This window comes from Flavobacterium nitrogenifigens (genome assembly GCF_003254565.1).
Lineage (GTDB): Bacteria > Bacteroidota > Bacteroidia > Flavobacteriales > Flavobacteriaceae > Flavobacterium > Flavobacterium nitrogenifigens.
This window is the reverse complement of record NZ_QJRI01000179.1, coordinates 21867-45638: the sequence shown is the minus strand read 5'-3', so window position 1 is coordinate 45638 and position 23772 is coordinate 21867. Positions and strand designations below refer to the sequence as shown.

Below are 23772 nucleotides of genomic sequence, written 5' to 3'. Positions count from 1 at the left end.
TCTTAAATTTTTTTTCTTTTATCAAAGCTGTTCCACAACTTTGTCAACAACCTGTTGTGGCAAAATTGTCCTCATAGCATCCTCATAACCTTCAACAATTTTATTTCCATAAACTGATGTTGGCAACTTTGGATATTGATTTCGGTCTGAAGTTAAAGCATTTTCTAAACTTTGATTGAACGGTAAAAATCCTGCATAAGGATGCGTTGCGCCCCAAAGCGTAATGACTTTTACGCCTAGCATTGCTGCGATATGCGCATTCCCAGAATCCATAGAAAGCATGACATCAAGATTGCTGATCAATTGTAATTCTTGCTGAAATTTGATTTTTCCAGCCATATTTATTACATTTTCAAAAGGCTCAGAAATTGAATCCAAAATTTCGATTTCTTTCTTTCCTCCACCAAAAAGCAAAATTTTGTAGGATGAATTTTCAGCCAATTTTACAATTACTTCTTTCATTAAATCTAAAGGGTAAACCTTAGAATCGTATTGAGCAAAAGGTGCAATTCCTATAAGTTTTTGATTTTCATTTCCGATAATTTGTACAATATCAGAACTTAAAACTGCTTTTTCAGGAAATGTTGGCTTTGATAAATCTAAAGGAAAACCAAGTTCTTCAAACACTTTTACATGTCTTTCAAACATCGTAGGCAATTGTTTGAAAATCTTGTTTTCATCACGCGTTAATTCTTTTTTCCCTTCTCTTCCTTTATCAACAGTTGCTCTTTTTTTTCCGCTTAAAGCGAAAAGTAAACTCACCACCTTTGATCGTAAAACGTTATGAAGATCGGCAAAAGCATCAATCTTCAGTTTTTTTACATCTTTAAACAAGCGCAAAAGCCCAGGAAATCCTTTATGTCTTTCTTTTTCATCAAAAGCAAAAAATTCCAAATTCGGAATTCCATCAAAAAAGGGTTTGAAAAATGGACGAGAAATCACGGTTAGTTTTACCGTTGGATATTGTTTTACAAAAGCGCGTAAAACAGGAACCGTCATGGCGACATCTCCCATTGCGGATAGTCTCATGACGGCTATATGCTTAATTTTGCTAGACAAGTCTGCCAAATTATTATTTTTTATTTTGATATAACACTGGGTTCAAATCATCGTCGTTGTACATTTTCATTTGCTTGTACACTTTCATGAATTTATCTCCGTTTTCGATATCTGTCAATAATTCTTCAATTGCTGTAGATAAGTCTGTTCTTTGCTCTAAAAGGATATTTAATTTTTCCTGACATTTATCTCTGTGTTCTTGAGAAGCTTCTGCACGATTAGCTTCTTCATGCATATGATAAATTTTTAAAGCCAAAATAGACAATCTGTCAAAAGCCCAAGCTGGACTTTCAGAATTGATTTTTGCTCCGTCTTTTACTTTTACGTTACTGTATTTTTGTAAAAAGTAACTATCTATATATTCCACCATATCAGTACGCTCCTGATTTGAGGCATCAATTCTTCTTTTTAATGTTAAAGCCGCTACAGGATCAATCTGCGGGTCACGAATAATATCTTCAAAATGCCATTGAACCGTGTCAATCCAATTTTTTAGATATAACAAATGCTCGAACTTATCTTTTGGATAAGGATTATTGATCGGCTGATCTACATTATCAAATTGGTGATAATCTTTAATGCTTTGTTCGAAAACAGAATATGCTAATTTTGAAAACATGTTTTTATTTTTTTTATAAAACAAAGATACTTTTTATACTTTTATACTTTGAAAAAAAAGGTTAATTTTTCAACTATTCATAAAAAACAATCGCTCTTATAAAAAATATTATGAAAATCCATTATATCTCTGAGAACAACAGTGTATTAAATCATTTTTTAGGCCAGCTCCGAAATGTAAATGTTCAAAACGACAGTATGCGTTTTCGTAGAAATATTGAGCGTATTGGTGAGATTATGGCTTATGAACTGAGCAAAATTTTGCCTTATAAAAAAGTCGAAATCCAAACCCCTCTTGGAATTAAGAAGACTACAGAAATTGACACTGATTTAGTTTTATGTCCTATTTTACGGGCTGGATTACCACTTCATAATGGTTTTCTAAATTATTTTGATCATGCCGAAAACAGCTTTGTTTCTGCCTGCAGATTTCACCCAAATAATGATGACGAATTTGAAATTCGAGTTGAATATCAGGCAATTTCAGACTTAAATAATAAAACTGTTCTACTTCTTGACCCGATGTTGGCTACAGGACAATCAATTGTTGCTGTTCATAAAAAATTAGTTGAAAACGCAACTCCAGCAGAAATACATATTGTAGTTGTTATTGCTGCTCCCGAAGGAATAGCGCATCTAGAGGAAAATCTTCCTGAAAACTGTCATTTATGGGTAGCGTCTCTAGACGAAAAACTAAATGAGAAAAATTACATTGTTCCTGGTCTTGGCGACGCTGGTGATCTTGCTTACGGAAGTAAATTATAACTGAGAGAAAAAAGTAAATAAACTACACACAATCAGAGTGTAATAAACTATTTCGTTATTCAGTTTCTGCTGCATATACTCTACATGACTCGTTGCCATAATACTTAATGGTGCAATGCTAAACAATAATAAGTCATTGCTTTTGTTTGGCGAAATGATGAAAACAAAGACTGCTATAAAAAAACAAGCTACTATTTTCTTGTATGAAGAATGTACAATTTGCGGTCTGTTTGACAATGTCATTAACATTGAAGTAACAAAAAACAAAGCTACAGCAGTATATATTGAAAGTGCGGCATTTTCGTAATTATTCTTAAAGTAATCAATTCTAAAATCGAATACAGCTCTTTCTTGAATGAAAGCTACAGCATCAAAGTTTAAAATTAATGATGTCATGTAAAACAAAATCGTTACTGCCAAAAGTGCGATAAATGGCAAAACCCAGTTTCTATAATCTCTCGAAACGTGAAAAACAATAGATATATAAACCAATATTAAGAAGAGAATACTCCAAAATTGAAATAAAGAAGCTATAAAAATCCAAAATGCAGCATCAAATATTTTTTCTTTTGATGCTTTTAGAGATTGAAGAGAAATCAATCTTCGAAGCGCCAATAAAATAAAAAAATTGGCATAGATAATATTTGAGTTATTAAATATGGTCGGAAAAAATAAAATAAACAACAAGTAAAAAAGTATCGCGTAACCATTGTCTTTACTGAGTCCGTTCTTTTTTACAATGAAATTAATCATAAAAAAAGAAGCCAAAATAAAGCATAACAAACTCACTTTTTGAAAAGCCAAAAAATAAGAAGTAACCCAAGAAGGGTCTTTAATTTGGAACATAAAAAAGAAAACCAGTATTAAAATTACGACCAATGAATAATTTAATGGTGTAGATTTTTTAAAAACACTTGTTATCATAAGGATATTTTATACTTTTGTGATTGTAAAGATAATACTTGTTTAAAAGGAAAAACCTAACAAGTTGAAAAAAGATTTGGTTTACCGAATTTTATCTTCAAGGCATTACACAACAATAAATAACATATAATTTTTAAAATTATGACAGCTTTTTTTGAAGGAATTCAATACCTATTTGTTAACATTTTGTTTGCTCCTCTTGACTTTTTACGTCGTTTAGAATTAATTACATGGTTTGGTGCAAACACTATTAACTGGATTTTTATGATCATCTGTGCATGCGCAATCGTTTATTGGATTAAACAATTACGTATTTTTGATGATGCTGGAACAGAAAACCAAGATACAACGGCTCATTCATTTTTAAAATAAAAAAACCAAACCCTTTAATTAAAAAGGGCTTGTGAATTTATTTTTAGATTAAATCGAAACCGATATCTTTTCTAAAATACATCTTATCAAAGCTTAGTTTATCTATGTTTTGGTAAGATTTTTTTATGGCCTCTTGAAAATTATCTCCATAAGAAGTCACAGCAATTACACGTCCTCCATTAGTAACGACATTTTCGCCATCTAATTTTGTACCCGCGTGAAAAACAATTGAATCTGTAATATTTTCTAAACCAGAAATTACTTTTCCTTTTTCAAAATCTTCAGGATATCCGCCAGAAACAACCATTACAGTTGTAGCGCTTCTTGGATCTACTTCTAAATTGAAATCTCCTAATTTTTGATCTGCAACAGACAAGAACAATTCAACTAAATCTGATTTCAATCTAGGAACTACCACTTCTGTTTCAGGATCACCCATTCTAACGTTGTATTCAATAACAATTGGTTCTCCTTTTACATTAATTAAACCGATAAATACGAAACCTTTGTATTCGATTCCGTCTTTTTGGAAACCTTCGATTGTTGGTTTTACAATACGTGTTTCAATTTTTTCCATTAAAACAGCATCTACATAAGGAACTGGAGAAACTGCTCCCATTCCACCTGTGTTTAAACCTGTATCACCTTCTCCAATTCTTTTGTAATCTTTCGCGGTTGGAAGAATTTTATAGCTTTTCCCGTCTGTTAGAACAAAGCAGCTTAATTCGATTCCGTCCAAGAATTCTTCGATAACCACTTTTGCACTTGCGGTACCAAATTTAGCGTGAACTAACATGTTCCTCAATTCAGTTTTTGCTTCTTCAAGATCCTGAATAATCAAAACACCTTTTCCAGCTGCTAAACCGTCTGCTTTTAAAACGTACGGAGGCTGCAAAGTTTCAAGAAACTTACATCCTTCTTCAACTGTTTCGGCAGTAAAACTGTCATAAGCCGCAGTTGGAATATTATGTTTCATCAAGAATTCTTTTGCAAATTCTTTACTTCCTTCCAATTGCGCACCCAATTGAGATGGTCCAATAACCGGAATATCTTTTAAACTTTCGTCATTTTTGAAATAATCGTAAATACCTTTTACCAATGGATCTTCGGGTCCTACGACTACTAAACTTATATTTTCTTTAAGTACTAATGCTTTTACCGCTTCAAAATCTGTCGCAGATATTGCAACATTTTCAGCAATTGCTGCAGTTCCCGCGTTTCCAGGCACTACAAAAAGTTTTTCGCAAAGCGGACTCTGTGTCATTTTCCACGCAAATGCATGCTCTCTTCCGCCTGATCCCAATAGTAAAATTGTCATGGTGTTGTTGTATTTTAGTTGTGGTGCAAAAATAATTGCTTTTGAACGTAAAAAATAATTAAATCTTAAAAACTTCGTGATTCTTGATTGTTAGTAATTGGTAAATATTATTTTTGACGAAAATCTAATCATGAAACATTACGTAAAAACATATATTTTCAAGACTCTTAGTGTCCTTCCCTATTCTTTTGGCTCAAAAATCTACCATCAATTACAAAATATATCTGAAAATAAAAATGTAGAAGGAAAATTGAAAAGTACTGAAAATACACTTAATATTTTAGGTTCAATTTTTTCAGGTTTAAAAATTGATCTTCAAAATAAATCTGCAATTGAAATTGGATCAGGATGGTTACCCATATCACCCTATATTCTAATTCATAAATATAAATTAAAAGATGTTTATACGTATGATATTAATAAACATTATCAAACAAAAAATATACTCACCTTTAATTCTTTGTTTTCAAAAATATACGGTTGTAATATAATTGCAAACAATACTCAATATCCTTTACCTGAAAATGTTCATTATTTTCCATTACAAAATATAATAGATGCTGAAATTCCTAAAGCAGATATTGTTTTTTCAAGATTTGTTCTAGAACATGTAACTCCTGAAGATATAAAAGAAATGCATAAAAAATTTAAGAGCTCTTTACCAAAGGGATCTTACATCGTACATTTTATTTCTCCGAGTGATCATCGGGCATACTCTGATAAATCTTTGTCTCTTCAAGAATTTTTAAAATATAGTTCTAAAGAATGGAATAGCATACAAACAAGATTTGATTATCATAATAGATTACGACTTCCGCAATATTTGGATATTTTCAATTCTTTAGACTTAGAAATTGTTTATATTTCTCATGACAATCCAATGCCAAACTCTCCTCAAGAACAAAAGTTTAGAAGTTTAAAATTACATGAAGATTTTCTAAAATATTCAGAAAAAGAGTTGACGGCCGGAAGTATAAATATTGTTTTAAAAATATAATGATTCGCCTTTTTGATCTTTCGCTCAAACTAAATGGCTTTTCTATCAAGGAAGCCAAAGCAGAATTGGATAAAATTGTTCATTTTTCTGACGAAGAATATAATTTTTTTCTCGAACACAAAAAGAAAGAAATTGTTGATTTTCATTTGAATAATAACATTTTTTATAAAGATTTGATAGGAAATAAAAAGATCAAAAACTGGAATGATCTTCCTGTTTTAAACAAGCAAAATCTCCAAAAGCCTCTCGAAGAAAGACTTTCAAAAGGTTATTCTAAAAAAAACATTTACCTCAACAAAACATCGGGATCTAGCGGAACTCCTTTTGTTTTTGCAAAAGACAAATATTCTCATGCTTTGACTTGGGCTTCCAATATGATGCGTTTTGGTTGGTTCGGAATTGACTTTAATCATTCGTATCAAGCACGTTTTTACGGGATTCCGATGGATTTTATTGGCTATCAAAAAGAACGCTTCAAAGATTTTTTGACACATCGTTTTCGCTTTCCTGTTTTTGATTTGTCTGATGATGTTTTAGAAAAATTTCTGAAAAAATTTAGAACCAAAAAATTTGATTATATCAACGGTTATACGAGTTCGATTGTGTTATTCGCTAAATTTTTAGAACAGAAAAATATCATTTTAAAAGAAATTTGTCCGACTTTAAAAGCTTGTTTTGTTACTTCAGAAATGCTATTTGAAACGGATAAAAAACTGTTGGAAAAACAATTTGGAATTTCAATTATCAGCGAATATGGTGCATCTGAATTAGATTTGATTGCTTTTGAAAATCCAAAAGGAGAATGGCAAATCAATGCAGAAACTCTTTTTGTAGAAATTTTAGATGAAAACAACAATCCTGTTCCACATGGAACAGAAGGTAAAATTGTGATTACTTCTCTTTTCAACAAAGCAAATCCTTTTATCCGATATGAAATTGGAGACATTGGAATTCTGGACGAAAAAAGTACACCACAAAAACCAATTCTAAAAAAATTAATTGGAAGAACCAACGACGTTGCAATTCTTCCAAGCGGGAAAAAATCGCCAGGTTTGACCTTTTATTATGTAACCAAAAGCATAATTGAAGATGATGGAAATGTAAAAGAATTTATCATCAAACAAACTAAAATAAATACTTTTGAAATTGAATATATTGCTGAAAAAGAACTGGTTTCGGAACAAATTCAAAAAATAAAAGAAGCTATTGATTTGTATTTAGAACCCAATTTAAACTTCACTTTTACTCGAAAAACAGTTTTAGAAAGAACCAATCGCGGGAAACTAAAACAGTTTAAATCTTATTTGTAAATATAAATAAAATCTTACATTTGTTTTTTTTCAATTAAAAACTTATGGAAGATCAATCTCTACTTTCTGAAGAAACAATTTCTAATAAAATATATTTTATCCGCGGTCAAAAAGTGATGCTTGATCGTGATTTGGCTTCGCTTTATGAAATAGAAACCAAAGTTCTTAAACAATCTGTGAAAAGGAATATTTCAAGATTTCCTGATGATTTTATGTTTGAGTTGTCTCAAAATGAATTTGAAAACTTGAGGTCACAAATTGTGACCTCAAGTTGGGGAGGAACTCGAATATTTCCTTTTGCATTCACTGAACATGGAATTTTAATGCTTTCAAGTATCCTAAAAAGCGACAAAGCGATTCAAACTAATATTCAAATCATGAGAATTTTTACGAAAGTGAGACAAATGCTTTTGGATACAACAGAAATTAAAGTCGATATTCTACAGATTCAGAAGAAGTTAGAAAATCATGATAAAAATATTGAGTTGGTATTTTCTTATTTAGATGAATTGACGGAGAAAAAAGAAAATGAAGAAGAAAGAGTTAAGATTGGCTATAAAAAATAATTTTTTGAGGTCGCAAATACGGCCTTAATAAAAATTTAAACTTTCTTTATATATTTCGGTTTTATAACTAACTGATTAAATAAAAACCTCATCATCAACAAAATAGAAAAAAAGAGATTATATCCATGAAATTTTCTATAAACACCAAAGTTATGTTTGATCAATTTAAATTTTGATGAAGAAATAGAATCTTTTCTAATTCTGTAAAATGCTAAAGATTCTGGAACCGCTTCCGCAGATTTTATTTGTTTTAAAATCGTCAGCCATATTCTCCAGTCTTGCCTTTTTTCTGAAGACTCTAATTTGATTTTTCCGAAATGTTCAACATCGTAAATAGCCGTAAGATTACCAACATAATTGCAGAAAAATAATTCTTTATAAGTTAATGGATTTGGTGATTCAACCCTTCTGTTTAAATTATTTCCTTCTTCATCGATAGAATCGTAAAAACTAAAAGTAAAGTGTAAATTATTTGTTTTTAGAAACTGAATTTGTTTTTCTAATTTTTCAGGAAACCATAAATCATCGGCATCTAAATAGGCAATATATTTTCCTATGGCTTTTTCTAAAGCAGTATTTCGGGCAAAACCATTTCCGCGATTTTCTGGTAATTCGAAGAGTTTTATTCGATTGTCATTTTTCGCAAATTCTTCAATTATTGCAACTGTTTTATCTGTTGAAGCATCATCAGCCAAAATCATTTCCCAATTGCTATAACTTTGATTTTGAACAGATTCAATTGTTTGTCTAATGAACTTTTCAGTATTATATGTTGGTACAATAATAGAAACTAATTCGTTCATCTACAACAGATTTATTTGGAGTTTAATTAAAAAACAGCCCGAATTCAATTGGAAATTCGAGCTGATATAAAGTTTTTATTTGATATAACTAGAAAAATCTTTGTGTTCTTCTTTAGCAAGCTCTTCAGGAGATAATGATTTGAAATATTCGTATGTGATTTTCATTCCTTCAGCACGGCTAACTTTGGCTTCCCAACCCAATAATTCTTTAGCTTTTGTTGTATCGGGCTGACGCTGTAACGGATCATTTATCGGCAACGGATGATAAACCACTTTTTGGTTTGTACCTGTCAGTTTTATAATTTCTTCTGCAAAATCTTTAATCGTGATTTCGTCTGGATTTCCAATATTTACTGGATACACATAATCTGAATGCAGTAATCTATAAATACCTTCCACTTGGTCATCGACATAACAGAAAGAACGTGTCTGCATTCCGTCTCCAAAAATGGTTAGATCTTCTCCACGTAAAGCTTGTCCGATAAAAGCAGGAATTACACGCCCGTCGTTTAATCGCATTCTTGGTCCATAAGTATTAAAAATACGCACAATTCTGGTTTCTACACCGTGAAAAGTATGGTACGCCATTGTAATTGATTCCTGAAAACGTTTTGCTTCATCATAAACTCCACGTGGGCCTATCGTATTTACGTTTCCGTAGTATTCTTCAGTTTGTGGATGCACTAAAGGATCCCCATAAACTTCAGAAGTTGATGCAATTAAAATTCTGGCCTTTTTAACTCTTGCCAGACCTAATAAATTATGTGTTCCTAGAGATCCCACTTTAAGGGTTTGAATCGGAATTTTTAAATAATCAATAGGACTTGCTGGCGAAGCGAAGTGTAATATATAATCTAAATCGCCTGGAACATGTACAAACTTGGTAATATCATGATGATAAAACTCGAAGTTTTCTAACTTGAATAAATGTTCAATATTTTTAAGATCTCCCGTGATCAGGTTATCCATCCCAATAACAAAATATCCTTCTTTAATAAATCTATCACACAAATGTGATCCTAAAAACCCTGCTGCTCCAGTTATAAGTATTCTTTTCATGTTAATTTAATTGTGCTTTGTAAATACTTTCGAGATCATTTATTTTTTGATAAATATTATGATTCTTTTCAAAAGTCTCCTTGGCATTTTTTGAGAATTCTAGATATTTATTTTCATTTTGAAGTAATTCAATTATTTTTTGACTGAATTCTTCCGTATTGTTTTCTTTAATACAGTAACCATTAAATCCATTTATAATTAGATCGCGGTTGCCGTCACAATCAGAAACTACGCCAGGGATTGATAATGCTAAACTTTCAATCACAGAATAAGGCAATCCCTCATAACGTGCAGTAGAAAGATATAGTTTTGATTTACTTATAATATTTAAAACATCTTCTCTTGAAGTCCAACTCAATAATGTTACTTTATTTTTTAAATCTAGTTTCGCTATTAAATCCTCAACTTGTTTAATATGATCTGCATGATGTCCTAAACCTAAAATTACCAAATGTACATCTACTGATTTATTGAGTTCATATAAAACTTCAATTAATTCTTCTATGTTTTTTTGATAACAAGGTCTTCCTACCGTACAAAGATATTGGTCTGGCCATGTTTTAGGTATTGATAAATCAAAAATCTTTTCAATTGGTTCTATAGCATTATTAAAAAGATTAGTTTTTGATTTTGGAAAACCAACTTCATTTATCGCTCTATTTAGCTCAGATTGAGAAGAGGCTAATAAAATTGTTTTCCCTTTTGAAAGCAATTTTTCAATTACTAAAAAAAATACTATTTTAATTTTACTCTCCGCACTCAAAAAAGAAAACGCTTGTGGTGTGTGCAAAACTTTTGTTCCTGTTAAAAAACCAACTATTCTCCCTGTAACACCACCCTTTGTACTATGTGAATGTATCAAGTCTGGTTTTTCTTTACGAATGATTTTCCAGGTCTTTAAAATTGCCTGAAAATCACTTTTAAAAGATATTTCTCTGTAAATTGGAAGCTTATAATCGACAATTGGTTTAGCATCTTTATCTACAAACCCATTTATAGTGTCCGAATCCCCATGAATTACAATATTCTCAAAAGTCTTAGTATCCAAATTGTGAAGTATCTGCCTCAAAGAGACATCAACTCCTCCAACCGAATGTAGAATATGAGCAATTTTAATTTTCTTCATTTATTTTATTATGGGCCAAAATTAGTATAAATATACCAAACAAATAACATCCAAATTGTCTATAAAATATATTTTCTACTATAAAAAAAAGTAAGAACGAAACTACTGTCGCCACTTTGAAAAAATCAAATTTAGATTCAGATATTAATTTTACAAAGAAAGCAACAAACAATAAAAAAGTTGTAATTCCTCCAATTAAATAGAAATCGATAAACTGGTTATGCGAATTAAATTTCTCTGATAAAAAATATTCTCGTTTTGATTCATTTTCAATCTTTGAGGAATAACAATTCAAAAAAAGTTCTCCTATTCTTTGATAACCTTCAAATCCAATTAAAATTTTAAAATCACTTTCTTTTGTCATTTGATAGGCACAATCCCAAATCACGATTCTTGGTTCATAATCTGATGCTGTCTTCAAAGACTCTGAAAAATTGCTTTTTATAAAAAAACGCTCAGATATATTTTTATTAGTAAAAATTAAAAGCACAAATCCAATGGTTAAACTTATTAAAATGAGAGCCTTTCTCAATTTACTAATTTTAAAATAAAACATTAGATAAACTGCTGCTAATATGAATATTGTTATAATGGAAATTCTTGCTGAAATTAAAACTATAAACAGAAATAATATTAATCCATTAATAATCCATATCTTTTTTAAAGGTTGATCTGAAATTGCTTTTTCAATAGCCAGAAAAATTCCCAAAACAGCAATAAATCCAATATAGGGACGCTCCAATAACAACAATTGATTAACCTCAGCTGTATTTGAAAAAGGAAGATTTTTGTTTTTAAAATAATACAAAGCAATTAAAAAAAGTGAGCTTACAACGACAAGAGTTATTGCACATAAAATAACTGTCTTTAACTTATCTGTAGATTTAATTCTCTGAAAAACGATTGAAAACCAAAAGATTAATAATAATCCTTTATAAACTTTCAAATCATAAATTATTGTTCCGAAGAGAAGCGACTTAAAACTTAAAAAAATTAATATTGCTAATAAAAAATTGCTAGAAGAAAAACTGAATTTTGGTTTTTGAATTGATCTAAAATCAATGATTGTCCATAAAGATAAAACCGCTAAAATAATATTTGGAATCGCTTTTGAAAAAAAAAGCGACAATATTAAACCATAAGCAAGGTATTCAAAACCGTTCTTTTTTAATGTATTAAGCATTTTTCTTCATTTTTTTAATCGCTAAAATTATATTATATGGCAAAATAAGGAGTATATAATTTCTAAAAAGACCATAGATTGGATACCATCCGAAATAAAAATTGTCTTTTATGATTTGAATTCTGCTTTTTACCTGCTGCTGTCTTTTTTGCAAAGAAATCCCTTTTTCATTAATTTCAATTTGGGTCAAGTACTCTTTTATATTTGCCATCTTATGCTTTTTTAGAATAGCAAAAAAGAAAGCATAATCTTCAGCAGATTTATAATGAGTAGGATAATATCCAATTGTTTCAATTATTGACGTGCAAAACATTACAGCAGGATGTATGAGCATCGAATTGAAGTACATTTTTTTTTCTATTTCTTCATGATGTAATGGAAGGTTAATTGCATATAAAAATTTGTCATCGCAATCTACAGCCAATACATTTGAACCAACAATTTTAATTTCGAGATTTTCTTTTAAAAATTGGTGCTGAATCTGAAATCTTTTTCCTAAACAAATATCACCACAATCTAATCTTGCAATATATTCATATTTTTTAGCTTGAGCTATTTCTAACCCTTGGTTTAATGCTGATTCTATTCCTCCATTTTTTTCTAAAATCTTAAAAAAAACTTTTCCCTTTGCTTTAAAACTTTCATAAACTAAATCTTCATTTAGCTTAATTGCACTTCCATCATCAACAATTAGCACATCTGATTCTTCATCAGGATCTATTGACCTTAAAGACTTTAATAATCCTTCTATATTATTATAATATGGAATTAAAACAAGAATTTTATTCATCTTTAAATTTTAATGGTTTGTATCTCATTCTTATCAAAATAGCCAAACTTAACCAAACACCATACATTCTAAAAGTATCTATTTGCAACCAGTTTACATATAGCCCTGAAAGAGATATCAAAATGATTATTAATAGAATTTTATCTTCATCTTTGGCAGTTTTCATTAGTTTTCTAACCTCAACCAAAGAGAAAAAAATAAGCATTAAAAATAAACTAAAGCCAATTAATCCTGTCTCTGCGAGCAATCTGGTGTAAATATTATAACCTGGCGGAAATGATTTTTCGTTTTTATTTTTATACAGTAATTCAAATTCATAATTATTTCTTGTTGCCCAGCTCGGATAATGTGTTCGAACATGGTACCCTTGCTGTCCAAACCCAACACCAATAATCGGATTTTCACTAAAAACTTGTAAAGCAGCATACTGCATTCCAAACCGAGATTGATTGGATACGTTTTTAGTTAGATTTTTTCTAAAATCCAGCGAATCTATTTTATCTCCTATGGCGTTAACAATTTTAGTTCCATTCAAAAGAAGCAAAAAACAAAATACAATAGTAAACGCAAGGAATGTTTTTAAAAGATAAGATTTAAAACGCTGATCTCGATATAAGAAAACACAAAATATACATACTTGAAAAAGAACAACTATAAGTCCTGTTCGTGATCCTGAAAAATAAGTAAGAAATAAAACAGCAAAAGCTGGCAAAAATTTTACTAGGCCTTTTTCTGTAAGTATATAACTAAACATCCAACCAGAAATAGTGATAAGGTAAATAGCTAAAAATGGCGGTTCATAAGCTATGGACGAAATCCTTCCTCCTGTTTGAAGAGACACTTCTAGAAAGGGGAAAAAATCGAATAGTTTTAAAACTGAATATAGTTTTCCGAAACCAAAAACTACAACTAAGACTTCAAGAAATCCGTATGTAAAAGCTATAATTAATGAAAGTAGAAATACCTTCCTTATTTTTAAAAGAATATCAATGGTCTTCATTTTATAGATTATATTCCAATAAAATAAAAAGAAAACAATGCAGGACAATATCATTGAAAAATATTGTCTCACAAAACGGTTAATTCCACTAGTATGTTTAAAATAATTTGAGACAACGGTATTTGCATTTAAAACAGTAGTTATAAAACACCATATTATAAAAAAGACAAGTATTTGGAAAATAGTGCTTTTATAAGGAATTGAAATTTTACCTTTTGCAATAGATTCAATACCTAATAGTAAAAAACCTAAAAGAAAAAAAAGTGCTCCAGATTCTGTTTTAAATTCTCCCAAAAAAGAAAGCCCTTGATATTCATTAAATGAAAAAAAGAAAAGCCCGAGAAAGAAAAAAAACAGATATATTTTTGATAATGGTATTTTCATTTACTCATCATTTTTTATTTGATTAAGTAATAGCTTTTTACAAATAATACTTCTTAGTAACCAAATGAGTGTCATGTTAAGAATTATTATTTCTATAGAATTAACGAAAATAAAAGTAAACAATAAAATGACTATTGTTATCAAAACTATTATCAAGTTTGATTTTCTTAAAGTTTCTATTGATGTTTTTGCCTCAAAAGCAGAACTTATCGACGAAGAATATAATCTTGTTATACCCGAAATTAAAAACATCGCAATTACGCTTAAATATTGGTCAAAAGGAAAACTTAGCCATTTGAAATAGCTCAGAAAAAAAGTAACACAACACAATGCGAAAGCCATTAAAAATCCCAATAAAATGACTTTCTTTCTAAATTTTAAAAAATAAGATATCGTGAAATTGTTTTTGAAAAAAATTAATTGTTTAAAGCCAATATAATTCTGTAAAATAGAAAAAGGTGACAAAAAAAAGCTTGTTAAATAAAAGAAATTACCAAACTGCTCAAAACTATATTTATGTTCTACAATAAAGCGATCTGCAAAAACAATAAGAGAAAAAGATGAAATTGAAACAAAAAAATGAAAAGAAGATTCTAAAATTCTATTGTTTGATATTATCGAATTAAACTCGAATTTTATTTTTTTTAAAATATAAAAAAGAAAGAAAAAAAAGCAGGATATAGTAATAAGAGAAACTAAAAGTAAAAATAAAGAAAGATCTGAGTATTTGTATATCAAAAAAAAGATTGCCAGCAAAAACATTGCAATCTTCCAAACATTTGATAATAACTGTGATAACACAAAATTTGAATTTAATCGAAATGTTGATACCAAAAAAGTAGAACCAATTATACTTAAACTTACTAAAATTAAAACAAAGAAATTAAGCTGTATTTCTGGATATAAATGTCTAAATAAAATTGTCCCCGTTACCGAAGAAAAAAGAGCAAAAAATAGAATTAAATAAAGTATTGATTTTTGAGTCAAAATCTCATTTTTGTTTTCAACTCTTGAAAAACGAATAAAAACTTGCTCGGTTCCAAAAATTCCGAAAACATATATAAATGAAAAATAAGTAACAAAAACAGATAGGTATCCGTACGTTTCAGCGCTCAGAATTTCCTTCATAATAATATTTGAAGCAAAAAAACTTAAAGCTCCAAACATTAGCACTATTAAAGAGGCATGCTGAAAAAAATATTTTCGTAAAATAAATATCAATACTTTCTTTATATTAAAAAGGTTAATTCATAAAAAATGAATTAACCTTTATATTTTAATTTATAATTATCTATCTAGAACTTATAACTGTTTCCCTTCAAGTTTTTCAAGCTCAACATATATTGCTGGCTTTGTATTAAAAATTGGATCATAATTACCTTCTTTTTCTGTAAAAGAAGCTGTTCCAGTTGCAGCCTCAAAATTTATAAATTCATTTGGAGTAAAATATTTTAATAAATCTTGCTGTTCTACTTTAAAAATTTTACCATTATAACTTAAAGCAATTGAATTAATTTTGATTGGCTGTTGTTCTTTTTTTGAACTAATATCAAAACGAATATCATTTGGCAAAATTCCTTCGGGTATACTAAACGTAATTGTTTGCGCTTCTGCTTTTCCTTTTACACCATTATACACTGTGTTTTTCTCATCAAAATAAGCAATTGACGCATCTTTGTAAAAAAGAATCAATTCGTCATCTTTTTGAATATTCAAATCAACAATAACATCAAAAGTATTTGCTTTAACTTCCTCAACAGGCTCCTGCACGTCCTTATTTTTGCAAGAAATAAAACATACAATTGCAAGTAAATTTATTAAAATGTTTTTCTTGTTCATTATTTTAAAATTTTGACAAATGTAATTTTTTTTGATTTAAATAATGGTAAAAAATTAATTACCCAAAAGACTGTTTTGCCTTCTATAAAATTTAATAAAAGATCTATAGAATATAAAAAGTAAAACAAATAAAACGGGTAAGATAAATTTCAAATACTTCTCTGTAATTTTTTCATACTCTATATTAGTTGTAATACTGCTTTCTTTAATTATTTTGTCATAAGCAATCAATTCTATTTTATGAATTGCCTGCTCATTAATTAATGTTTCTTTTGTTTTAATAATATCATTTAATTGGGTATTTTCATTGTAATACACCAATTTATCATTTTTAGCACCGCTATTTGTTGATTTCGAAAAGTTATCTAAAAGACCATCAATTTGTTTAATGATCGTATCATTTTTTCTCATTTTTAGCTGAATATTTTCATACGACTCTTTTTGAATTTTACTGTAATAATCAGATGCATTAAAATATTTCAAAAATGGTTTAACCAGCTTTTCTTCAGATGTTTTGTTTTTTGTTGTTAAAACTATAGTCTGATACGTATAATTTTTACTTGTTATATTTTCCTGAAGCACTTTTTTAATGTCTCCGTCTTCGGCCATTAATTTTATCAATTCAAAATTTTCTGGTTTATTGTTGATAAAATTGTACACATCTGCAATTGGTTCAATTTCGATCTTTTTCAGGTTATCAGGATTTTGGATTCCTACTATATTTTTTAAAAATAAAGTATCTCCTTCCTTAATCTTAGCATCAATTAACTCGATTTTAGAATACAGATAATCTGTACTCCCAAAATTTGGTGCCACAATAATTTGATGCTGATAGCTTTTTTTATAGCTTTCTAATAAAAATCCTGTCCCAAAACCTACAACAATTAAAATAACGACAGTAACCCAATTCTTTACAAAAAATTGAATACTTTTAAAAATAGAAGTACTAACTCGGTCAAAAAAATTGCCGATTTTTTTTGAAATCTGAGCCAAATCAATCTCTTGATCTTCTGTATTCTGAGGTACTTTTGTACTCATTTAAAGTGTTATTTTATATTGAAAATCTGCTCTAAAATTTTAATAGTAATCAAATACGTTGGTTTTACACCCGTTGTTCCTAATCCGCCTGAAGCTAGTGTACTTCCTGTTTCTAAAGGATTATCTGAAGCATAATATGCATAACGAACTTTAATATCATGCGGAACGCTTTTTCTAATTTTAGATGCTGACTGAATCGCTTTTTGATAATAAGATCCTTCCATTTCAAGACCAATTACACCCCAAGTCGATTCGTGGAAGAATTTCAATAAATCTCTATTTTGCAATGAAGTTCCTAAAACGGTAACCATCGCACCTTCATAAATATCAATATCATTTCCTTCGAACATTGCGCCAGTTAGTTCGTTTTCGAAGAAATAATTATCTGCCGTTCCTTCGTTGATATGTGCCGTCGGAATCATGATATCTCCTTTTCCTCCTTCCAGAATTCCAGCTTTACCCATAATAGAAACCGATTTTACATTCAATAAAGTTTCTTTTTTAAATGGTTTCAAAAGCTCGTCGATAGTCTCGTAAGCCTGCTCACCAAAAGCATAATCCATTACGATTATAACTGGTTTATCTTCACCAACATTTGCATGCGAAAAAGCTGTTTTTGACCAGTCAATTTTAGCCGTATCAAAAATCTGAACATCGATATTAGTTCCTGAACAATCTGGCAATGAAATCATTCCGTTTTTTAAAGCTAGTTCTTCAACCTGTCCTCTTATTTCTTTTGATCCCGAACCGCTTAATTCCTCATAAATAAAGAAATCTGTTTTTCCTTTATATTTTGTTTTCAACAAAGGTGTTGCAAAAATCGAATTCATCACACTGTGCATATTGGCACTGATAACGTGAATTGGTCTTTTCAGCAAATCGTTTGCTTTAAGAACTTCTTTAATGTTTGTTGCCCATATTTCTCCGTGAATGTGATGTCCTAATCTTTCACGTAAAACCGGACTAAAAGTGATCGTACGTTTGTTGTTTTCAACAATTTCTTCAATCGCTAATTTTCCTAACCAATAAATAACATGTAAGAAACGGTCTGGCGCATTTTCTGAACCAAAAGCATCATAAATATCTAAAACTTCCTCAAAAGTTCTCGCTAAAATATTGGCAACATGCGAAATTGCTTTTTCTTTTTCAACTTGAGAAAGCTTTTTAGTCTGCATAACAGCTTGCTCTAATTTCTGCCAATCGCGCGAAACCTCTCCTCCATCGTCTATTAAAACTCTATTTTTAATTTTATGAGATTCGATGAAAATGAAAGTCAAATGCGTAAGAATATCATAAATGTCTGAACGCCCGCGAGTGATTTCGACATTCATCTGTTCTTCGTCGATTCTGTAGCAGTTTCTTCTTCTTTTTGGAGGAACAATTGGCTGAAAATGCGATTTAGAATATCCTTCGTCTGATGTTAAATTGATAAAACGGCACTGCTCAATTCCAATTGGAAGACGTTCAATAACGTATAGAAGTCCGTTTAGTTCTACTTTTTCTTCGGCAATATTTCCATAAATTTCTGGACGTAAAGCCAATAATGATTCGCGTAAGCTGTCACCAGAAACTCCCATTGGTTTATAAAAACCACGGTTGAATAAATGGCGCATTGTAATGTACATTTTTTCTATAGCCGCAGAAGATTCCTGCGCTCTTGATCTTGATATATGTTTAGTTTCTTTCATGTCTTTTTATTTTAAAAATCTTCTTTGTTTGTAAAGAAGATACGAATATTTCGATAAACGAAAGTAGGAATTATATATATAACTTTAATGAATTCCCATTTAACAAATTGTTAGATGGCCTTATAAAAAGCTAAATTCTACTTCAAATTATCCGCAATATTCCTGTCATTCGATAATCTCGGAATTTTATTCTGTCCGCCCAATTTTCCTTGCGATTTCATGTAATCTTGAAATCCGTTTTTAGAAACTTTCGTTATAACTACTTTTCTTAAAACATTTCCAGTAATTAAATCATCGTAATAAATGTTTTGCTTTCGCATTGAGTTATCGATCATTTCCGCAAAAGCTTCCATATTTTCAGGCTCTTTTTCAAACTCAATCAGCCATTCATGATACGGAAGTCCGTTTTCTGGATTAATCTGAGGCGCCACGGTAAATTCATTGATTACTATATTAGTTGAATTCACGGCTTCTTTCATCGCATTTTCAACCTCATTGGCAATAACGTGTTCTCCAAAAGCCGAAATATAATGTTTGATACGTCCAGAAACTATAACGCGATACGGCGCCAAAGATGTAAACTGAATTGTATCCCCAATATTATAGCGCCAAAGCCCCGCATTGGTAGAAATGATCAAAACATAGTTCACTCCTACCTGAACTTCACCAATTGTATATACTTTCGGGTTTTCGCTAAAAAATTCGTCTGCTTTTATAAACTCATAGAAAATTCCGGAATTCAAAAGTAGCAACATTCCTTTTTCTTTCTGCGAATCTTGGTATGCAAAAAAGCCTTCAGAAGCAGGAAACAATTCTATGCTGTCTACTTTTTTGCCTATCATCTGCTCAAATTTTGCTCGATAAGGCTCGTAATTAACTCCGCCGTAGATAAACAGATTGAAATTTTTGAATATTTCGCTAATCTTTTTGCCACCGCTTTTTTGCTGTAAACGCTCAAAATACATCTGAACCCAAGACGGAATCCCAGAAATAACCGACATATCTTCTTTTATCGTTTCATCTACAATGGCATCTACTTTGGTTTCCCAATCATCAATGCAATTGGTTTCCCAAGATGGCATTCGGTTTTTCTGTAGATATTTAGGAACAAAATGCGCCACAATTCCAGAAAGTCTTCCAAATTTAATTCCGTATTTTTCAGTTAGAATGGGACTTCCCTGCAGAAATATCATTTTTCCGTCAACAAAATCAGCTTTACCTGTTTCGTTAATATAATGAAGAATTGCATTTCGAGCTGCTTCTATATGATACGGCATCGATTCTTTGGTCAGCGGAATAAATTTCGCTCCCGAAGTTGTTCCCGAAGTTTTAGCAAAATATAATGGTTTTCCTTTCCATAAAATATCTGCTTCGCCTTTTACAACCTTTTCAACGTATGGTTTTAAGTCTTCGTAATCTCTGACAGGAATTTGTTTCTGAAAATCTTTAAAAGTTTTTATTTGATTAAAATGATGATCTTTTCCAAATTCGGTGTCTTGAGCATTTTCAATCAGGCTTTCAAAAACCTTATATTGTGTTTCAACAGGCTTTTCGGTCCATCTAAGCGTTTGTTTATATATTTTTCGGGCAAAAATTTTTGCCGCAATTGACTTAATTGACATTTTCAGTGGTATTATTTTTTATCACTTTTCTTTTTGTCTTGATATTTGGCCTTCAGCTCTTTTTCTGTTTCGGCTACATCTTCTCTTAATTTTATTTCCGCATCTGAGGCTTTCATATTTAAGTCTGAAGCATCTTCAACAGACTCTGCTAATATAGAATCTTTATTAAATTTTGAATATTCCAATTCTCCCTTCAAAACTTTCTGAATTCCTTTTATGTAAATTTCATTCTGTCTTAAAGCCGTTTCTAAAGAATCTGATTTAATTGCTAGTCTTGTAGCGTTTCGTTTCAATTCTGTAGAAGAATATCCAGGAATAAATTCGCGAAGGGGCGTAAAAGCAATAATGAAAGTAGTAACCAAAATTAGAAATATTCCGCCTAAAGTAAACGTTACAAAGACATTCATTAAAGTAAGCCTAAAAGAAAATATCTCTTCAAAAGTGTCTTCATTTAAAATTACTAATCGGTTTTTAATGAACAGTTTTTTTCTAAAATTCTTTTTCTTTTTTTGAGTCATTATCCTTCTTTATGCTAGCAAATATAATAATTAATCATCATGATATTTAGTCAAAAAATTTCATGAAGAGCTATAATTTACGATTTTATAAAATATTTAACGCGGTTTGATCGAAATATTTTAAACTAAAAATACTTCTATTTCGTATATTTCTATATACCTTTGCGGAATAATTAAGAAAAAACAATTTGCTTCGGCATTAAATATATTAGTCATGGGAAGATTAGGTCTTACAGAAATCCTTGTTATCGTAGGTATTGTGATATTACTTTTTGGAGGTAAAAAAATTCCAGAATTAATGAAAGGTTTAGGAAGTGGAATTAAGGAATTTAAAAACGCTGCTAAAGACGATCAACCTGCTGCTTCTAAAAAACAAGAAGAAGAAGAAACAAAATAAGAAATTCGAAAAAATTAAAATCCCAGATTACAATGTAGTCTGGGATTTTTTTATGGATTATAATGAAACTACTCTCAATAGTTTTGTAATTTCTCCCTTCGGTCGAAATGAAAAGATTACGAGAGTTTTTGGAATTTGGTATTTAAAAATTTGGAATTTTTACAAAACCATTGTCAGCTGAATTCTCTTTCTATCCTCATCAACCTCAGTTACTTTCACATCAACATGCTGATGTAGTTTTACTACTTCGTTTACATCGCTTACAAAACCAGCTTTTAACTGCGAAATATGCACTAAACCGCTTTCTTTGATTCCGATGTCAACAAAACAGCCAAAGTTGGTGATGTTATTAACAATTCCTGGAAGAATCATTCCCGTTTTCAAATCTTTGATTGATTTTACGTTTGCATCAAATTCAAAAACCTTGGCCGACTTTCTCGGATCTAATCCAGGCTTTTCAAGCTCTTTTATGATGTCTTTCAGCGTTAATAAACCAATTTCTGGTGTAATATACTTTTCAGGCTTAATAAGCGCTGTTTTCTCTTTATTTGCAATTAATTCGTTTAAAGAAATATTCAAGTCCTTCGCCATCTTTTCAACAACCGGATAAGCCTCTGGATGCACCGCTGAATTATCCAGCGGATTTTTAGCATTTGTAATTCTAATAAATGCCGCTCCCTGCTGATAGGCTTTATCTCCTAAACGAGGCACTTTTTTCAGTTGTTTTCTATCTTCAAAAGGTCCGTTTTCAGAACGGTATTGTACAATGTTTTCAGCCAGCTTCTCCCCGATTCCACTCACATAACTTAATAAATGTTTACTTGCTGTATTGATGTTAATTCCAACCGAGTTCACACAACGAATTACGGTGCTATCCAATTCTTCTTTCAATTTAGTCTGGTCAACATCGTGCTGATACTGCCCTACTCCAATCGCTTTCGGATCGATTTTTACCAATTCGGCTAACGGATCTGAAAGTCGTCTTCCGATAGAAACCGAACCACGAACAGTTACATCATAATTCGGAAATTCTTCCCTCGCAATTTTTGAAGCCGAATATACCGAAGCGCCTGCCTCAGAAACCACAAATACTTGAATTGGTTTGTCAAACGCGATTTTTTTGATGAAAAATTCCGTTTCGCGCGAAGCTGTTCCGTTTCCGATAGAAATCGCATCAATTTGGTACGCATTTACCATCGAACGGATTTTCTTTATCGCCATAGTTTCCTCGTTTTGAGGTGCGTGCGGATAAATGGTTTCGTTGTATAATAAATCTCCTTTTTCGTCCAAGCAAACTACTTTACAACCACTTCTAAATCCAGGATCGATTGCTAAAATACGTTTTTCTCCTAACGGCGGAGCCAATAACAACTGACCTAAATTATTAGCAAAAACCTGAATCGAGTTAGCATCAGCTTTGGCTTTGGCTTCTTGTAAAGTCTCGTTTCCAATTGCTGGATTCAATAAACGTTTATAACTGTCTTCAATTGCTAATTGCAAATGAGCTGTTGAATTATTTTGTTTCTTAATGATGATTTCGTCAATAACATCGTAAGCATCGTCGATATCAACATCAATTTTCATTTTGATAAAACCTTCGTTTTCTGCACGAAGCATTGCCAATAAACGGTGCGCTGGCGCTTTTGTCAAAGGCTCTTCCCAATCAAAATACTGATCGAATTTTTTTGCGCCTTCTTCTTCGGCTTTCTTTTTAACCACTTTTGTAGCAATGGTTGCTTTTCTCTGAAACAATCTACGCAACTGTTTACGAACATAGATATTTTCGTTGATCCATTCGGCTACAATATCTCTTGCGCCTTGAATAGCCGCTTCTTCATTAATAACATTTTCATTTAAATACTGCGTCGAAACGAAATCAAAATCAACATCGCTTTCAGACATTATTAATTTTGCTAATGGCTCTAGTCCGAATTCGCGCGCCACATCGGCTTTTGTTTTTTTCTTCTTTTTATATGGAAGATAAAAATCTTCAATTTCTTGCAAATCAAAACTGTCTTCAATTTTTTTCTTCAAATCTGGCGTAAGCGCTTTTTGCTCTTCAATAGATTTTAAAACTGCTTCTTTACGTTTTATAAGCGTATCATAATCTTTTTGAAGCTTTGCAATCTGCTCAATTACAGTTTCATCAAGATTTCCGGTTGCGTCTTTTCTATATCGCGAAATAAACGGAATCGTACAGTCTTCCTCTAATAATTTTACTGTGTTTTGAATACTGACTGCGGGCGCCTGAACAGACTTGGCAATAAATTGAATATTAGTCATACTTTTAATAAAATGATTTTCTTACTTAAAAATGATATAATTTACTTATTAAAATGTTTCTTCAAAATAGTAAATCATTCGGCTAAAATAATATCTTTGTTTCTAATTTTAAG

Annotated in this window: 23 protein-coding genes; 6 read left to right on the top strand and 17 right to left on the bottom strand. The window is 30.6% G+C overall.

Annotated elements, in window-relative coordinates; genetic code table 11:
* Positions 1 to 21 precede the first annotated feature (21 nt).
* Positions 22 to 1029 (bottom strand): glycosyltransferase family 9 protein, encoded by a 1008-nt coding sequence (locus DM397_RS17385; RefSeq protein WP_111378757.1) that lies wholly within the window; start codon positions 1027 to 1029, stop codon positions 22 to 24.
* A 43-nt stretch (positions 1030 to 1072) separates the two neighbouring features.
* Complete coding sequence (locus tag DM397_RS17380; protein ID WP_095930592.1) at positions 1073 to 1678, bottom strand: DUF4254 domain-containing protein; 606 nt, start codon at positions 1676 to 1678, stop codon at positions 1073 to 1075.
* Between the two features lie 110 nt (positions 1679 to 1788).
* Here DM397_RS17380 and upp point away from each other — a divergent pair, with 110 nt between their 5' ends.
* Complete coding sequence (gene upp, locus DM397_RS17375) at positions 1789 to 2442, top strand: uracil phosphoribosyltransferase (RefSeq protein WP_111378756.1); 654 nt, start codon at positions 1789 to 1791, stop codon at positions 2440 to 2442.
* On the opposite strand, the gene DM397_RS17370 is transcribed toward upp, so the two are convergent.
* Positions 2437 to 3366, bottom strand: coding sequence for a DUF6427 family protein (locus tag DM397_RS17370; protein WP_111378755.1), 930 nt, complete (start codon positions 3364 to 3366; stop codon positions 2437 to 2439). The two genes, upp and DM397_RS17370, sit on opposite strands and share 6 nt — an antisense overlap.
* A gap of 141 nt (positions 3367 to 3507) precedes the next feature.
* Between DM397_RS17370 and DM397_RS17365 the strand changes: the two genes are divergently transcribed.
* Positions 3508 to 3738, top strand: a complete 231-nt coding sequence (locus DM397_RS17365) for a DUF6341 family protein (RefSeq protein WP_029271378.1) — start codon at positions 3508 to 3510, stop codon at positions 3736 to 3738.
* 43 nt (positions 3739 to 3781) lie between these two features.
* Here DM397_RS17365 and purD read toward each other — a convergent pair whose 3' ends face one another.
* Positions 3782 to 5056 carry a phosphoribosylamine--glycine ligase gene (gene purD / locus DM397_RS17360; protein WP_111378754.1) on the bottom strand — a complete coding sequence of 425 codons (1275 nt, stop codon included), beginning with the start codon at positions 5054 to 5056 and terminating at the stop codon, positions 3782 to 3784.
* Between the two features lie 130 nt (positions 5057 to 5186).
* On the opposite strand from purD, the gene DM397_RS17355 reads away from it, so the two are divergent.
* Genes DM397_RS17355 through DM397_RS17345 form a run of 3 tightly spaced genes read left to right on the top strand, consistent with a single transcriptional unit; the run spans position 5187 to position 7929 of the window.
* On the top strand, positions 5187 to 6053 hold the full coding sequence (locus tag DM397_RS17355) for a hypothetical protein (RefSeq protein ID WP_111378753.1): 867 nt from the start codon (positions 5187 to 5189) through the stop codon (positions 6051 to 6053).
* Positions 6053 to 7363 (top strand): phenylacetate--CoA ligase family protein, encoded by a 1311-nt coding sequence (locus DM397_RS17350; protein WP_111378752.1) that lies wholly within the window; start codon positions 6053 to 6055, stop codon positions 7361 to 7363. The genes DM397_RS17355 and DM397_RS17350 overlap by 1 nt, the downstream gene beginning before the upstream one ends.
* A 44-nt stretch (positions 7364 to 7407) precedes the next feature.
* Complete coding sequence (locus DM397_RS17345; RefSeq protein ID WP_111378751.1) at positions 7408 to 7929, top strand: ORF6N domain-containing protein; 522 nt, start codon at positions 7408 to 7410, stop codon at positions 7927 to 7929.
* Between the two features lie 35 nt (positions 7930 to 7964).
* On the opposite strand, the gene DM397_RS17340 is transcribed toward DM397_RS17345, so the two are convergent.
* The 12 genes from DM397_RS17340 to DM397_RS17285 form a co-directional block, all read right to left on the bottom strand.
* Complete coding sequence (locus tag DM397_RS17340) at positions 7965 to 8732, bottom strand: glycosyltransferase family 2 protein (RefSeq protein WP_111378750.1); 768 nt, start codon at positions 8730 to 8732, stop codon at positions 7965 to 7967.
* A gap of 75 nt (positions 8733 to 8807) precedes the next feature.
* Positions 8808 to 9791, bottom strand: coding sequence for a UDP-glucuronic acid decarboxylase family protein (locus tag DM397_RS17335; protein WP_066033174.1), 984 nt, complete (start codon positions 9789 to 9791; stop codon positions 8808 to 8810).
* Between the two features lies 1 nt (position 9792).
* The gene (locus tag DM397_RS17330; protein WP_111378749.1) at positions 9793 to 10917 is read right to left on the bottom strand and encodes a glycosyltransferase; all 1125 of its coding nucleotides are present in this window, start codon (positions 10915 to 10917) and stop codon (positions 9793 to 9795) included.
* Positions 10904 to 12100 carry an O-antigen ligase family protein gene (locus DM397_RS17325; protein ID WP_111378748.1) on the bottom strand — a complete coding sequence of 399 codons (1197 nt, stop codon included), beginning with the start codon at positions 12098 to 12100 and terminating at the stop codon, positions 10904 to 10906. The genes DM397_RS17330 and DM397_RS17325 overlap by 14 nt, the downstream gene beginning before the upstream one ends.
* Complete coding sequence (locus DM397_RS17320) at positions 12093 to 12890, bottom strand: glycosyltransferase (protein ID WP_111378747.1); 798 nt, start codon at positions 12888 to 12890, stop codon at positions 12093 to 12095. The genes DM397_RS17325 and DM397_RS17320 overlap by 8 nt, the downstream gene beginning before the upstream one ends.
* A complete protein-coding gene (locus tag DM397_RS17315; protein WP_162615497.1) occupies positions 12883 to 13890 on the bottom strand; it encodes an O-antigen ligase family protein in 1008 nt (335 codons plus the stop codon). The genes DM397_RS17320 and DM397_RS17315 overlap by 8 nt, the downstream gene beginning before the upstream one ends.
* Before the next feature lie 384 nt (positions 13891 to 14274).
* Positions 14275 to 15441 (bottom strand): polysaccharide biosynthesis protein, encoded by a 1167-nt coding sequence (locus tag DM397_RS17310; RefSeq protein ID WP_111378745.1) that lies wholly within the window; start codon positions 15439 to 15441, stop codon positions 14275 to 14277.
* Between the two features lie 135 nt (positions 15442 to 15576).
* Positions 15577 to 16113, bottom strand: coding sequence for a hypothetical protein (locus DM397_RS17305; protein ID WP_111378744.1), 537 nt, complete (start codon positions 16111 to 16113; stop codon positions 15577 to 15579).
* A gap of 54 nt (positions 16114 to 16167) precedes the next feature.
* Entirely contained in the window at positions 16168 to 17151 is a 984-nt protein-coding gene (locus tag DM397_RS17300; protein ID WP_111378743.1) for a hypothetical protein, read from the bottom strand.
* Between the two features lie 8 nt (positions 17152 to 17159).
* The gene (locus DM397_RS17295; protein WP_111378742.1) at positions 17160 to 18839 is read right to left on the bottom strand and encodes a DUF6909 family protein; all 1680 of its coding nucleotides are present in this window, start codon (positions 18837 to 18839) and stop codon (positions 17160 to 17162) included.
* Between the two features lie 137 nt (positions 18840 to 18976).
* Entirely contained in the window at positions 18977 to 20461 is a 1485-nt protein-coding gene (locus DM397_RS17290; protein WP_111378741.1) for a GH3 auxin-responsive promoter family protein, read from the bottom strand.
* 11 nt (positions 20462 to 20472) lie between these two features.
* Positions 20473 to 20979, bottom strand: a complete 507-nt coding sequence (locus DM397_RS17285; RefSeq protein ID WP_111378740.1) for a peptidase — start codon at positions 20977 to 20979, stop codon at positions 20473 to 20475.
* A 214-nt stretch (positions 20980 to 21193) separates the two neighbouring features.
* On the opposite strand from DM397_RS17285, the gene DM397_RS17280 reads away from it, so the two are divergent.
* Positions 21194 to 21376, top strand: coding sequence for a Sec-independent protein translocase subunit TatA/TatB (locus tag DM397_RS17280; protein WP_111378739.1), 183 nt, complete (start codon positions 21194 to 21196; stop codon positions 21374 to 21376).
* Between the two features lie 159 nt (positions 21377 to 21535).
* Here DM397_RS17280 and DM397_RS17275 read toward each other — a convergent pair whose 3' ends face one another.
* On the bottom strand, positions 21536 to 23659 hold the full coding sequence (locus tag DM397_RS17275; protein ID WP_111378738.1) for a Tex family protein: 2124 nt from the start codon (positions 23657 to 23659) through the stop codon (positions 21536 to 21538).
* Between the last annotated feature and the right edge of the window lie 113 nt (positions 23660 to 23772).